The following is a 13,826-nucleotide window of genomic DNA, read 5'->3' on the forward strand; positions in this document are numbered from 1 at the left end:
ACAATAAAATTATATTTTTAGTTGCCACGAGGTGTTGGTCGCGGCACGGCGTTTATGCTTGCTCGATGAAGAAATATAGTTCTTGGAGGAGTAGATGCAAGTTGTTTGCCGTTTTGTGCCAGTGCTTTAATTTCAAAAATGTGCTCGCCACGGTCAACATTTTCTAGGTTAAATACTGGCGTTGACTGTGCCGCTCCTGTCACTTGACCATCCATCAAGAGAATCAGTACATGGTTTTTGGCAAGATCGGGGGTGATAGAGCCGATAATGGTGATATTGCCATTGTTTTCACGAATTGTTTCTTCTTCCGAGGGGCTGGTGATCCGCATCTTATAGATATCGCCAACGTGTTCGGGTTCTTTGGGGGCAGACTCGCGTACCACGGGGGGAGGTAGCTTTATCTGGTTTTCGGTATTACTCTTAAACTCGACGGCTTGTGCATTCTCTACAGGAGAATCGGAATAGTGAACCTTGCCATCCTTATCTACCCATTTATAGATGGCAGCCGTCGCAGACGCTGTGAGCAGCATGAGGATAAACAACAGAAGCGGTCGCATAAAAGCTCCTTTGTTATACGGTAATATCACTATCAGATTAGCCGCTTTTGCCGAAAAAATCATTGAGTAAATGTTAACTAACCTAGACTGGGGTTAACGTATGGGATAATCCCAGACGAATTAGCCGCTTTACTCTAATCCACAGGAAGTTGGTGGCGAGAGAAGGTTTGCTTGAGTACTACGGTTGATTCGATGCTGGCAATGCACTTTAGGCTACCTAGCTTGCGTTTAACAAACCTTTCGTATTCCAGCAGATCATGGGCCACTATTTTCAATAGATAGTCATGGCTTCCGGTGATCACCGAGCACTCAAGTATCTGTTCCAGTTGTGAGATCTCCTGCTCAAACTGATCTGCATAACTATCGGAATTTTCAGTTAAGCGAATGAAAGCGTAAACCACGACGTTGAGTTGTAATGCCTGAGCACTAAGCCTAGCGCAGTATCCATCAATATAGCCGCTTTGCTCTAATTTTTTTATTCGTCGAAGGCATGGGGTATCAGACATATTGAGCCGAGTGGCGAGTTCAGCAACCGAGATGCGCCCCTCTTTTTGCAAGATCTCCAATATCTGCTTGTCTTTGCTATCTAGGGATTTCATTTGTATTCATATTTTGATGAGTGATTATCTTTATTTATAGGTTAATTTTTATCGGAAATCACTAATTTTTGGAAAAGATTGGTCAGATTATGGCGACATGAACTCGCCGCTTGATGTTAGGTTAGCTGCATAAATCTAAAACGGTAGCCCGTCACCGTTAATCAATAACCTTTAACCCATAAAAACAAATAGATAAGGGTACCCTATGAGTAGAGATGTTCAGGCGTTCGATCATTGGATTCGCAATGAGTTCGTTGAGTTAAATTCGGCACTCGAGCGCAAATATTTGCAGCAAGATGATCCTGCCAATGTTGCTGGTATTGGCGACGCGTTAAAAACAGAGTTAGAACAGCAGGGAAGAGGGTTAATCAAGACGTTACTCGATGAAGGCAATACCGATGAAGGTTTTGACTGTGCCTTCGATCTGTTGGGGAATGTCGGTCTATATATGGCGGCATGTCGTCGTCATGAGATCACTGAGCCGAGTCGAGAGACCAGTTCTCCATTGGTGGAAGCTTCAGCCCTCGCCATGCACATTGGGGCCTCTATTGGCGTTACCCCACGCTTTGCTACCGCACACCTAACGACCCATAACCGTGCGGTAAATGGCCTATATAAACGCTTTACCAACCTCGAAGATGAAAAACTGTTTGTCGATTACAATACTAAGGGGATTCTCGCTTATAAACGTGCCGCGGATGCCTTGTTAAAAATCCAACCCTTAGGGATCTCACATCCGATAACAGCCGATCTACTCGATGTCGCTCATCATGCGTTGACAGAGGTGATAAGTTCAAATAAGACCCTATTTGAGAAACTCGATGCGGAGATGTTTTTTAACTGTGTTCGACCTTATTACAAACCTTATCGTGTTGGGCAGCAGATCTATCGTGGTGCTAATGCGGGTGATTTTGCTGGGATTAATGTGATCGATCTGCTGCTGGGATTATGCTTTGCCAATGAGCAGTCCTATTCTCAGCTGCTGGTGGATAAATTTCTCTACATGATGCCAGAAGATCAGCGCATTTTGCGAGACTGCATGCGTCGCTCTAGCATAATGGATGAGTTCTTAGGCGCTATCGATTGTAAGGAACAGCAGTGGTATCAACAAAATTTACAGCGTTTTATTGCCGTATGTGAATGCCATGGTGAGACGGCGATACAACATCATAATCAATTAGTTGATAAGTATATTACCCAACCGTCAAAACAGATGGAGCAACAACACATGGAAAAGGTCACCGCAAGTGGCCCACCATTACCTGTACTGTTGAATGCGTTAGAGAAGCTTCGAGACAGACGTGCAGCAGCCAAGCGGGATGATATTCGTACCCGTTTTGATGATCTCATTAAGCTAAAAGCAAGCCTTCAAGTTGGGGAGTCGTAAATGTTGCAAGATCACTTTGTACTAGCCGAAGGTACCTATTTACTCAATCACTCGGTTGGTCGCCCGTTAAAAACCAGCGAAAGTGCATTTCAGCAAGCTTTTTTTGTGCCATGGCAAGCTTCTAGTCGGGAGCCGTGGGGAGAGTGGCTAGGTGTTATTGACAGCTTTGCCGCAAGCTTAGCGCAGCTATTTAACAGCCCGCAGCAGCAGTTTTGTCCTCAAGTTAACCTTTCTAGTGCGCTGACAAAGTTGGTGATGGCCTTGCCGCGGCTAGTGCGCGATGACGCTGTGGTGTTGATGAGTGAAATCGATTTTCCTAGCATGGGATTTGTACTACAAAAAGCGCTACCCCATTGCCAACTGCGCTTTATCGCGAAACATTTAGATGTCACTGACCCTCAGGTGTGGGCCGATCACTTAAGTGATGATGTGGACTTGGTATTTATCAGTCATGCTTATTCCAATACTGGTCAGCAAGCGCCTATTGCTGAGGTGATTAACCTCGCAAGGTCACGAGGCTGTTTATCGCTTATCGATGTGGCTCAATCGGCAGGTGTCTTGCCTATCGATCTAACGGCGTTACAGCCCGATTTTATGATTGGCTCCAGCGTCAAATGGCTGTGTGGTGGCCCTGGTGCAGCCTATTTGTGGCTGCATGAAAGTCACATTGAGTCATGTCAGCCTCAAGATGTCGGTTGGTTTAGTCATGAGAATCCATTTGAGTTTGATATTCATGACTTTCGCTATCACCCTTCGGCACTCAAGTTTTGGGGCGGTACGCCGTCAATCGCGCCCTATGCTATTGCCAGCCATAGTATTGCCTATTTTGCCAAGTTAGGGATTGAGGTGGTGAGACAGCACAATCAGCAACAGATCGATAAGGTTGCCGCATCTTTGGGCGAACAATTTGTCTCTCCGAGAGAGTATGAGCGGCGCAGCGGTACCATGATTTTACAGTTTTTAGATCGAGAGCGTGAGGTGATGGCAGCCTTAAGTGAGGCCAATATTAGCGTCGATGCGCGTAGCCAAGGGATCAGAGTATCGCCTCATGTTTATAATACCGAGCAAGATGTCGCTCGGTTATTGCGGGTGATAACACCTTACTGCTAGCACGGGTGTTTATTGATAATGCAAATTCGAGAGGGAAATTTCCTTGCATTAAAGCCGCTTGAACTAAGCAGCTTTAATGACGTAGTTAGTCTATGTACTGGCAGCAGTACTGGGCTATTTCTACACATCGAATGCTAAAGCTGACTTTTGCGGCGAGTTGGAATTCACTCCCCGCAGCATAATCCACCCATTCATTGGCATCGGGCAGTAGTACTGACATCGTGCCTGCAGTAACTTGCATAATTTCGCCTACAGCGGTGGAAAATTGATACTCTCCAGGCAGCACCACTCCCAGTGTTTGCTTACTTCCATCTGCAAATGTGACTGTGCGGCTGGTGACTTTGCCATCAAAATAGATATTGGCCAGTTTTGACACGGAAACTTGGTTAAACTCCTGCATAGTACTTCCTATTATTTCTGAGATGATAGGATGACTATATATCTGAATAAATGGAATATCTATTCAAATTTGAACTAGGTTATAGCTCCCGCTAGCGGCAACAACAGATGTCGCCTGAGGATCACTGTTTTTCGAGCGTCAGTTCGATAAAACGTCTCATAATCGCGGCGTTAGCAAGTACCCGTTGATCGAAACTCTGCAGGGCAGGTGTTTCACTACATACACCGACCCCCGCACCTAAACGCACCAGAAATGCTTCGAAGGATAGGTCGAAATGATTAAAAATAATCCCATCTTTTACTGGGCAATCATCGATTTCACCATCTTGCGCGATAGGGAAAAACTGGCCTAAGGTGTCACGTAACGTACGACTGAAGTGCCCAGGGGTTTGATTGGCTTCAAACGAGTAGATGTAGGTCTGTTTTTGCAGTACGTCTTCGTGACAGGTCAAGATGCCATCCTTACTCGCCGCTTGAAGCAGCTGTGAATGGTCGAGCAAAATCTTACCTTCGACAGAAGTGTCATCGTTAGTTTTACCACGGCCATTTTCAAGCACAAAACCACGATTTGGGTTTTCTCCTGACTTATTGAATCTGTGGCCGCGTTTAAAACCGGTAGGGTTAACTAAAGGCAGCAGGCTCAGGTTGAGCTGGTTAAATAACTCTGGCTCTAGCTCATTTAAGAAATACAGCATGCCCCAAGGGCCTGCAGCTTCTTCGCCATGAAAACCTGCGCTGATTAATAGAGATGGTTGGCCTGATTTTTGAGCCGGAGATTGATAAAAATTAACCGGGAAATCACCCGTCTCTCCTAACTTTCTTTCCTGCAGCCCCAAGCGTGAGACCTGCTCAGACAAGCGAGCATAAAAGGTATCGATATCGTTACTGTCGCAACTAAAAATATCACTTTTCCAGGTGAAGCATTCAAAAGGAGAACGGATAGACATAATTGATTCTATGGTAAATTAACGGCCTGATCATCATAGCAGTTTGGTGATAAAGATAAATCATTTTAACTATGGGAGGGAGTGAAATTTTTTGCTTAATCTTGCGGAAGTCGCATCACTACTCGGATCTTGATTTCTGCCATAGCGCTTAGTGTTATAACGTGAGCGATCACATCGCTAAATGCATTGCATAACTCTTTTTAAAGGGGGATTTTTGGGCATAAAAAAACCGCCCATTTAGGCGGTTTTTATTACTAATTTAACTGATTACAAGCTGTAGTAAAGCTCGAATTCAACTGGGTGAGTGGTGCGAGACACACGCTCAGCTTCAGCTGTTTTCAGTGCAATATAAGATTCGATGAAATCTTCGCTGAATACGCCGCCTTTAGTTAAGAACTCGTGATCAGCTGCTAGGTTCTCAAGTGCATTCTCTAGAGAGGTTGCAACTTGTGGGATTTCAGCCGCTTCTTCAGCAGGTAGATCGTATAGATCTTTATCCATCGCTTCACCTGGGTGGATCTTGTTTTGGATACCGTCAAGGCCAGCCATGAGTAGTGCTGCAAACGCTAAGTATGGGTTAGCGGTTGGATCTGGGAAGCGAGTCTCAATACGACGAGCTTTCGGGCTTGGTACCACAGGGATACGGATAGAAGCAGAGCGGTTACGTGCCGAGTAGGCCAGCATTACTGGTGCTTCAAAATGTGGAACCAAACGCTTGTAAGAGTTAGTGCTTGGGTTAGTGAAAGCGTTAAGCGCGCGAGCGTGCTTGATAATACCACCTATGTAGTAAAGTGCAGTTTCACTTAGACCTGCATATTTGTCACCAGAGAACAAGTTAACACCGTCTTTTGCTAGTGATTGGTGAACGTGCATACCGCTACCGTTGTCACCAACGATTGGCTTAGGCATAAAGGTTGCTGTTTTGCCATATGCGTGTGCCATGTTGTGCACAACATACTTAAGGATCTGAATTTCATCAGCCTTTCCAGTTAGCGTGTTGAAGCGAGTAGCAATTTCGTTTTGACCCGCGGTTGCTACTTCGTGGTGATGTGCTTCAACAACTTGACCCATCTCTTCTAGTACAAGACACATTGCGCTACGTAGATCTTGTGAAGAATCAACTGGTGCTACAGGGAAGTAACCACCTTTAACAAATGGACGGTGACCCGTGTTGCCATCTTCGTAGTGAGTTCCTGAGTTCCAAGCCGCTTCTTTAGCATCTAGCTTAACGAAACAACCTGACATGTCGGTACCAAACTTAACATCGTCAAATAGGAAGAATTCTGGCTCTGGACCAATCAATACAGTGTCTGCGATACCAGTAGAGATTAGGTACTCTTCTGCTTTTTTAGCGATAGAGCGTGGATCGCGGTCATAACCAGTCATAGTACCTGGCTCAAGAATGTCACAACGGATAAGAGCAGTGGTTTCTTCTGTGAAAGGGTCCAATACAAATGTCGTAGGATCTGGCATCAGCACCATGTCTGATTCGTTAATGCCTTTCCAGCCAGAGATTGATGAACCATCGAACATTTTACCGTCTTCAAAGAAATCGGCATCAACTTGGTGAGCAGGAATAGAAACATGCTGCTCCTTACCTTTAGTATCCGTAAAACGCAAATCAACAAACTTAACTTCAAGTTCTTCTAGTTGTTGTAAAACTGATTCAACTGACATTCTAAAGTCTCCGAGTAGGGTAGAGGGGATGCCCTTCTTTTTTATAATTCAACGTAGCGCTTAACGCGGTTCTGGCCAATGTAAAGCTAGACTCGTGCCAAGTTATTAACTTATTGATTAATAATGATTTGAAAAGAAGGGGGAAATTCAGGCTCGACAATTTTGCACCAACTTGGTGCGGCAGCTGCCTTTTTGTGGTGCGGTCACCATCTTGGTGCGCACCATGATAAACATGACTATTCATAGCTGACTAAAAAATAATCCTGTGCGAGAGCCCTCGGCTAGAGTAGAATGACACGTTTTTTATTGCAACAGCTATTATTATTAGCTGTTATCAATACCCTATTTTTTTGATGGTAAGAGGTTTATCCGTGTTAGAGAATTTACGTAACATCGCCATTATTGCACACGTTGACCATGGTAAAACAACCTTGGTTGATAAGTTGCTGGCACAGTCTGGAACCCTTGAAACTCGAGGAGAGGCCGCTGAGCGGGTGATGGATTCGAACGATCTTGAAAAGGAGCGTGGAATCACGATTCTTGCAAAGAATACTGCCATCAAGTGGAACGATTACCGCATCAACATCGTTGACACTCCTGGCCACGCCGACTTCGGTGGTGAGGTAGAGCGTGTTCTATCTATGGTTGATTGTGTATTACTATTAGTTGACGCGGTTGATGGTCCAATGCCACAAACTCGCTTCGTAACTAAGAAAGCATTCGCTCAAGGCTTAAAGCCAATCGTTGTTATCAACAAAATTGACCGTCCAGGTGCACGTCCTGATTGGGTTATCGACCAAGTATTCGATCTGTTCGATAACTTAGGTGCGACTGATGAGCAACTAGACTTCCCAATCGTTTACGCTTCAGCGCTAAACGGTTACGCAACTTTAGATCCAGATGAAGTTGGTGTTGATATGACGCCGCTTTTTGAAACTATCGTTGAAAAAGTTTCATTCCCAGATGCCGATTCGGAAGGTGACTTCCAAATGCAGATCTCGCAACTTGATTACAACTCATATGTTGGTGTTATCGGTGTCGGTCGTATTAAGCGTGGTAGTGTTAAGACTAACCAGCAAGTGACTATCGTCGGTGCTGATGGTAAGACGCGTAACGGCAAGATGGGCCAAGTATTAGGTTACATGGGCCTAGAACGTACTGAAGTTGAAGTGGCTAACGCTGGTGATATCGTAGCGATTACTGGCTTGGGTGAGCTTAAGATTTCTGACACTGTATGTGCGACTACTGCAGTTGAAGCATTGCCGCCGCTTTCTGTTGATGAGCCAACATTGACCATGACCTTCCAGGTCAACACTTCACCATTTGCGGGTAAAGAAGGTAAGTACGTGACTTCACGTAATATCCTTGAGCGTCTAGAGCAGGAATTAGTTCATAACGTTGCACTCCGTGTTGAAGAAACGGACAGCCCAGATCGTTTCCGTGTTTCAGGTCGTGGTGAACTTCACCTTTCAATCTTAATTGAAAACATGCGTCGTGAAGGCTACGAATTAGCAGTATCCCGTCCAGAAGTGATCATGAAAGAGATCGATGGCGAGATGTGTGAACCATATGAAACAGTTACTGTTGACGTTGAAGAAGAACATCAAGGTACGGTTATTGAAAAGCTTGGTATTCGTAAAGCTGAAATGAAAGATATGCAGCTTGATGGTAAGGGTCGTGTTCGTATCGACTTCGTTATCCCAAGCCGTGGCTTAATCGGTTTCCAAACTGAGTTCTTAACTGCAACTTCTGGTACTGGTCTGATTTACCACACATTCGATCATTATGGTCCTGTTAAAGGTGGCGATATTGGTCAACGCGCTAACGGCGTATTGATCTCTAATGCAACGGGTAAAGCACTGACTTTCGCACTATTTGGTCTACAGGATCGAGGTCGTCTGTTTATTGGTCATGCAACTGAAGTGTATGAAGGCCAAGTTGTTGGTATTCACTCACGTTCTAACGACCTAACGGTTAACTGTCTTAAAGGTAAGCAGCTAACTAACATGCGTGCATCGGGTACCGATGAAGCGCAAGTGCTAACGACGCCAATCAACCTGACTCTTGAGCAAGCGCTTGAGTTCATTGATGATGATGAGTTAGTTGAAGTTACGCCATTGAGCATTCGTGTTCGTAAGCGTTACTTAACAGAGAACGATCGTAAGCGCCATAACCGCAGTTCAAAAGACGCTTCTTAAGTCTTTAAGTCATTGAGCACTATTTTGGTGCGATGATGAGTAAGCGTTAAAAAAGCCCTGAACATGAATGTGTCGGGGCTTTTTTATGATGGTCAGAAAAGGAGGGTTTATTAAGATCATTATTATTTTGTTGGCCATGTGCCTGTAAAACACCCATGCTAATTTTTCAGCGCTTTCGTCTTGGCCATTGATGGTAATAGGTGGTGCTGGCCAGTCAGTCTGGCGTATTTAGTTTGGATGAGAAAATAGCAATGCCGCTGAATACTTAAGTTTTTTTGCTATTCTTCTAGGCAAGATTGTTTGTTAGGAAAGCTGACGCATTGAATTTACCGCTATCTTGAGAGGTGTGCTGCAAAGACATAGCATTATCACTATTTCAGCCGCTAAATGTGAGATACTTGGGCTAAATACTGATCGCCTAGCCAATATGAAGTCCACAAAAGTCATGTTTGCTTCAGGCTGTGTTTAATGAATAGCAATAATAAATTGTATGCTTCAGTTGTCAGAGGTGTATGTCCAGGAGGAATATCATAGTGCCAATAAAGGTTTTATTGTCTTTACTTATCTTCTTTGCCCCATTAAGTGTTGCACAACAATCCTTTTTTCCCATTTGGGGGGAGGAAGCTGAGGCGCGCGGTTATACCCTACCAAAACCTTATGGTATTTCACTTTCTTATATGGATATGAGCAATCCAGTTACGGTCAATAGCATTGATCTGACCGGGCATCCGGTACTCGAAGCCATCGATATCGACGCCAAACATGCTGATTTTAAAGGGTCAAATGTTACGCTGCGAGGCGATGTGTGGATTTTTCCATTTATGAATCTATACGGCATTATTGGTTACACCGATGGAACCAGTACCGCTAACATTAATTCTTTGCATTGTGATGTCACATCCGTGTCTGGTATTGGTAATAAAGCCTTATGCCAACTGCTTGATACCGCTGGTGCAAACTTGCCAGATAATGCTACTTTTCAATTAGATATGGATGGTGGAACCTATGGTATAGGCACCACCTTGGCGGGTGGCGTAGGCAATTGGTTTGCTTTAGTAGACATTAACTATACCTACACCAGCATTGCTGCCATTAATGGCAATATTAAAACCTTTGTGGGGGCGCCTCGCGCAGGCTACCGTTGGGAGTTCGACGGCGGTCGTGAGCTGAGGGTGTTTGTGGGCGCTATGTATCAAGATGTGGAGCAAGAATTATCTGGTGATCTGAAAAGTTTAAATCTGCCGCCACAGATTGTGGACTTGATTGATACGTTGAGTCCTGAGGCGGGCTTTGCCGTTAGTCAAAGTGCTGATGAAAACTGGAATGGTATCTTAGGTTTTCAATATGCCTTTAACCGCGATTGGGATATCTTAATGGAGGCTGGGTTTGGTGAGCGTGAGACCCTCTTTATTGCACTGGGACGTCGATTTTAAGGGATTGATATGATTAAAAAAATATTACTTGTTATTGCATTATCCATATTCACATCAAGCATGAGCTTTGCTGCAGCCAGTGAGGTGCAAACAGAAGAACCTGAGTTGACCCTGTATCAGAAATACCAAAGTTGGCTGGAGAAATTTTTGTTGGAGTTGGGCGCCGATGGTCAGTTTAACCCAGAAAAGGGGGTTGACTGGAGTGTGATGCCGGGACCTTTCTATACACCAGAGAAGGAGTTCGGTATTGGCGTGTCGGCGGTTGGTTTATATAAGCCAGATCTCAAGGATGCGGTCTCTCAGCCAAGTTCTATAACCATTAATGGTTTCGGCTCAATCAATGGCGCCTATGGTGTTTCGGTCCGCAATGCTAACTATTTGTTCAATGACAAATACCGCTTGTTTGCTGATGCTGAATTAACGGATTCTCCAGATGTCTTTCATGGACTGGGGGTTGATGCTGGCAAGCATAATGGCCGTGTCGATTATGATCACCGTGCTTATTCGGCCGGAGTGACGGGGATGGTGAGGGTATTCCCTTATACCTACTTAGGCTTAGGGATGACATTCTCCCATAATGAGGCCGCTAACATTGAACTCGAGCAGGTCGAGTTACCTTGGATTGGCGATGGCATTGCCCAGTTTCCTGAAACGCAAAATAACGTTGGCGGCTTAGTTAGCTTGACCTACGATTCAAGAGACTTTGCGCTTAATGCGTCGAAAGGACGATTGGTTGAGCTTGAGTATCATAATTTCAGCAAAGCGTTAGGCTCAGATGATGATTTTGAACGAGTAAAGTTAAATTACAGCGAATACTACACTTTATCAGTCATTCCTGGCGTGCTGGCTTGGCAGTTGCGTACAGAGTCTAATTTTGGTGAGGTCAGCTGGGATCAGATGGCATTATTAGGTGGGGCCGGTGCTTTACGTGGTTACGAACAAGGCCAATACCGAGATAAGAACATGCTTATCTCTCAGGTGGAGTATCGTCAACCAATCACTGGCCGCCATGGAATGGTGTACTGGTTAGGGGCGGGTACCTTGGCCGATGAGTTTGAGCATTTGGGGCAAGAAAGTTGGCTCTATACTGTTGGCCTTGGCTATCGATTTGAGATTAAGCAAAGGGTCAATTTGCGATTGGATATGGGCTTTGGCAATGACCAAAGTGGTTTTTACTTTGCCATTAACGAAGCGTTTTAATAGATATGAACTGTATGTTTTCACGTTATTTTTATGCACTAGGTGCATGTTATTTACTCGCGGGCTGTGCGGCTAACAGCTGGCAAATTCATTCTGAGCCGACGTCAGATGAGGTGGCAGAAATGCTGACCGTCGAGCAACCGGCGACTAAGCGTTGGAATATGACTGGCTCCAACTTGCCGCAGTTAGCCGTGCCTCAAAATGTGCGTCCCTGCTGTGCATTTGGCGATATGCAGAAGGTTAATCTTGGGTCTGTTCCCATCCCTTTTTTCAGACTGCGCAATGTTGTGGGACTTGAGCATATCGGTCCACATAAGTTTGCAAGCGGTATCTATCATTACACACCTTCCTCGTCATCGGCACTCGGCCATGGCGGCGGTGAAAGCAACGGCATTTTATATTCGGCGAAAGGCGGTTTTATCGACCTGGCGCATGTACGCGATACCGCTGATGACACGATAGGCTTATTTTTCGAAATACTGAGCAATTTAGGCAATGACCATCGTATCGAGCTACCCGCCGAGCTTGGGCCTAGATATATCGAAATGAAGGCTTTCGATGTGGCGCGACTCAACGATGAGCAAAAATGGCTAGTGGCGGCGCACTTGGCTGCACGTCTAGCGTATTTTAAAGCTGAGTCTCACGAAATTGCGCAGTGGCATGGATATGCGAGCTTTTCTGGGTGGCCAGAAACCATTTCGGCATACTCGCTCGAAGATCTCTATTCCAATATGTTGGGTGCCAAGATTACGCTTAATTTAATCAAGCAACATAAAGTCTTAAGTGAAACTGATTACAACCAAAACGCCAGCTTGTGGCTAAATGCGACCTTAAAAGAGCTGGGAATTGTCGAGAAGGCTGAGTCTAAGGCCGTGTTAGCGGCCGTAGATGGGATATGGTGGAACTCACAGGAGCCGATCCCAAATAAGTATATGGTTTTGCAGCGTCACTACGACCTTGGCGATCGTCAGGTTCCCTATCTACTGCCAAAGGCATTGGCAGACAAGTATCCTGACTTGCAGCATCTTTCCGATGCATCACCCACGGTGATCTCCTTACCTGCCAATGTGGAGTCGGTTGAATTAGATGATGTTGCAAAGCTAGTGCTAGAGATAGATGCGAGCTATGCAGAGACCTTTAACCATATTCCTGCGGCAATCTGGTCTACGCGAATTGAACATCCACAGTTTCCTGTGATTGCACAATATGCCAAAGAGCAAGACAGCAAAGACCTAGAGATGCTGAAAACTGATGATACTGAGAACTAATACTGAGAACTTATGATGAGTAACGCTCCAGTTTGGCAACAGATGTACAAAGGATTCCTTGTCGCTTTGTTGTGTGTGGGGACATATGGATGCTCAAGTGTAAATCAATATGGCGAGCTTACAGCCCAAGAGATTCGGCTGCCTCCTGTGTCGGCTACACCCTTTAAAGAGCAAGCTACCATAGCGCATAAACCTAAGCTGGCAATCGCCTTTGGCGGTGGTGCAGCGCGAGGCTTAGTGCATCTTGGCGTCATTAAGGCGCTTGAAGAAGCGGGAATTAAAGCCGATATCGTCACCGGGACATCGATCGGTTCAATTGCGGCGGCGCTATACAGTAGTAATGAATACGCCGACATAGAACGTAAAATATTTGAATTCAACGAACACGACATTATCGATATTAATTTTTCGGGTGCAGGCCTATTAAAAGGCAAGGCGTTGGCTGAGTGGGTCAATACGCAGACTGGCTATGATGATATTCAAGAGCTACCCATCACTACAGGTATTGTCGCCACCAACTTAACTCAGCACAAAGCGGTAGTGTTTACTGCAGGTGATATAGGCCAGGCGGTACAAACATCATCGAGTGTGCCCGGCGCCTTTGTGCCAATTTATCACCATGGCGATATTCTGGTTGATGGTGGAGTGCTTTCACTGGTTCCCGTATACGCTGCCCGGCAGCTGGGGGCCGATATCGTTATCGGTATCGATGTCTTTTGCAGTATACCGCCTCCACTGGACTACAGTGCAATAGATGCCATGGCAAACACCTTTTGGCTTCAAAGCTGTATTATCGCTAAAGATGAACTTCACAGCGCAGATATCGTGTTAGTGCCAACGGCTCCAGACCCTAGCTTAATTAATTTTGGTGATGGAGAAACACGCAGGGAAGCCCAGCAGGTGGGTTATGAAGCGATGAAAGCGCAATTGCCCGAACTTAAGTTGAAATTGAACCGTTCACATTAATATCAATTTAGTTTCTTCTTTTACTGTTAGCAGTATCACTTCATCTGCAATCGATTGGTGAGAAGATCTCTTGATCCTCTAAAAG

At 45.2% G+C, this 13,826-nt stretch carries 12 protein-coding genes; 7 read left to right on the forward strand and 5 right to left on the reverse strand.

The window, feature by feature from the left end:
* Positions 1-17: 17 nt before the first annotated feature.
* Complete coding sequence (locus tag K0I62_RS01250; RefSeq protein ID WP_220069761.1) at positions 18-557, reverse strand: DUF4124 domain-containing protein; 540 nt, start codon at positions 555-557, stop codon at positions 18-20.
* Positions 558-691: 134 nt separating this feature from the next.
* Positions 692-1,156 carry an Lrp/AsnC family transcriptional regulator gene (locus K0I62_RS01255; protein WP_220069762.1) on the reverse strand — a complete coding sequence of 155 codons (465 nt, stop codon included), beginning with the start codon at positions 1,154-1,156 and terminating at the stop codon, positions 692-694.
* A gap of 205 nt (positions 1,157-1,361) precedes the next feature.
* On the opposite strand from K0I62_RS01255, the gene K0I62_RS01260 reads away from it, so the two are divergent.
* Together K0I62_RS01260 and K0I62_RS01265 are read left to right on the forward strand one after the other, a co-directional pair.
* The gene (locus tag K0I62_RS01260; RefSeq protein ID WP_220069763.1) at positions 1,362-2,543 is read left to right on the forward strand and encodes a PrnB family protein; all 1,182 of its coding nucleotides are present in this window, start codon (positions 1,362-1,364) and stop codon (positions 2,541-2,543) included.
* Positions 2,544-3,653, forward strand: a complete 1,110-nt coding sequence (locus K0I62_RS01265; RefSeq protein WP_220069764.1) for an aminotransferase class V-fold PLP-dependent enzyme — start codon at positions 2,544-2,546, stop codon at positions 3,651-3,653.
* 85 nt (positions 3,654-3,738) lie between these two features.
* Here the strand turns inward: K0I62_RS01265 and ppnP are convergent, their stop codons facing one another.
* The 3 genes from ppnP to glnA form a co-directional block, all read right to left on the reverse strand.
* Positions 3,739-4,053: a pyrimidine/purine nucleoside phosphorylase gene (gene ppnP / locus K0I62_RS01270; RefSeq protein ID WP_220069765.1), complete on the reverse strand. Its 315-nt coding sequence runs from the start codon at positions 4,051-4,053 to the stop codon at positions 3,739-3,741.
* A 121-nt stretch (positions 4,054-4,174) separates the two neighbouring features.
* Positions 4,175-4,999 carry an N-acetyl-ornithine deacetylase gene (locus K0I62_RS01275; RefSeq protein ID WP_220069766.1) on the reverse strand — a complete coding sequence of 275 codons (825 nt, stop codon included), beginning with the start codon at positions 4,997-4,999 and terminating at the stop codon, positions 4,175-4,177.
* Positions 5,000-5,266: 267 nt separating this feature from the next.
* On the reverse strand, positions 5,267-6,676 hold the full coding sequence (glnA, locus tag K0I62_RS01280) for a glutamate--ammonia ligase (protein WP_220069767.1): 1,410 nt from the start codon (positions 6,674-6,676) through the stop codon (positions 5,267-5,269).
* A gap of 371 nt (positions 6,677-7,047) precedes the next feature.
* Here glnA and typA point away from each other — a divergent pair, with 371 nt between their 5' ends.
* From typA to K0I62_RS01305, 5 genes are all read left to right on the forward strand, one after another.
* Entirely contained in the window at positions 7,048-8,874 is a 1,827-nt protein-coding gene (typA, locus tag K0I62_RS01285) for a translational GTPase TypA (RefSeq protein ID WP_220069768.1), read from the forward strand.
* A 533-nt stretch (positions 8,875-9,407) separates the two neighbouring features.
* Positions 9,408-10,307 (forward strand): hypothetical protein, encoded by a 900-nt coding sequence (locus tag K0I62_RS01290; RefSeq protein WP_220069769.1) that lies wholly within the window; start codon positions 9,408-9,410, stop codon positions 10,305-10,307.
* A gap of 9 nt (positions 10,308-10,316) precedes the next feature.
* Positions 10,317-11,507 (forward strand): outer membrane protein assembly factor, encoded by a 1,191-nt coding sequence (locus K0I62_RS01295; RefSeq protein WP_258405059.1) that lies wholly within the window; start codon positions 10,317-10,319, stop codon positions 11,505-11,507.
* 5 nt (positions 11,508-11,512) lie between these two features.
* Positions 11,513-12,775 carry a DUF4056 domain-containing protein gene (locus tag K0I62_RS01300; protein ID WP_220069770.1) on the forward strand — a complete coding sequence of 421 codons (1,263 nt, stop codon included), beginning with the start codon at positions 11,513-11,515 and terminating at the stop codon, positions 12,773-12,775.
* 12 nt (positions 12,776-12,787) lie between these two features.
* Positions 12,788-13,741, forward strand: coding sequence for a patatin-like phospholipase family protein (locus tag K0I62_RS01305; protein ID WP_220069771.1), 954 nt, complete (start codon positions 12,788-12,790; stop codon positions 13,739-13,741).
* Positions 13,742-13,826: the final 85 nt, after the last annotated feature.

This window comes from Shewanella psychrotolerans, assembly GCF_019457595.1.
Classification (GTDB): domain Bacteria; phylum Pseudomonadota; class Gammaproteobacteria; order Enterobacterales; family Shewanellaceae; genus Shewanella; species Shewanella psychrotolerans.

Coding starts and splice junctions, on each gene's coding strand:
- K0I62_RS01250 (WP_220069761.1), bottom strand. CDS start 557: ATGCGACCGCTTCTGTTGTTTATCCTCATGCTGCTCACAGCGTCTGCG.
- K0I62_RS01255 (WP_220069762.1), bottom strand. CDS start 1,156: ATGAAATCCCTAGATAGCAAAGACAAGCAGATATTGGAGATCTTGCAA.
- K0I62_RS01260 (WP_220069763.1), top strand. CDS start 1,362: ATGAGTAGAGATGTTCAGGCGTTCGATCATTGGATTCGCAATGAGTTC.
- K0I62_RS01265 (WP_220069764.1), top strand. CDS start 2,544: ATGTTGCAAGATCACTTTGTACTAGCCGAAGGTACCTATTTACTCAAT.
- ppnP (WP_220069765.1), bottom strand. CDS start 4,053: ATGCAGGAGTTTAACCAAGTTTCCGTGTCAAAACTGGCCAATATCTAT.
- K0I62_RS01275 (WP_220069766.1), bottom strand. CDS start 4,999: ATGTCTATCCGTTCTCCTTTTGAATGCTTCACCTGGAAAAGTGATATT.
- glnA (WP_220069767.1), bottom strand. CDS start 6,676: ATGTCAGTTGAATCAGTTTTACAACAACTAGAAGAACTTGAAGTTAAG.
- K0I62_RS01295 (WP_258405059.1), top strand. CDS start 10,317: ATGATTAAAAAAATATTACTTGTTATTGCATTATCCATATTCACATCA.
- K0I62_RS01300 (WP_220069770.1), top strand. CDS start 11,513: ATGAACTGTATGTTTTCACGTTATTTTTATGCACTAGGTGCATGTTAT.
- K0I62_RS01305 (WP_220069771.1), top strand. CDS start 12,788: ATGATGAGTAACGCTCCAGTTTGGCAACAGATGTACAAAGGATTCCTT.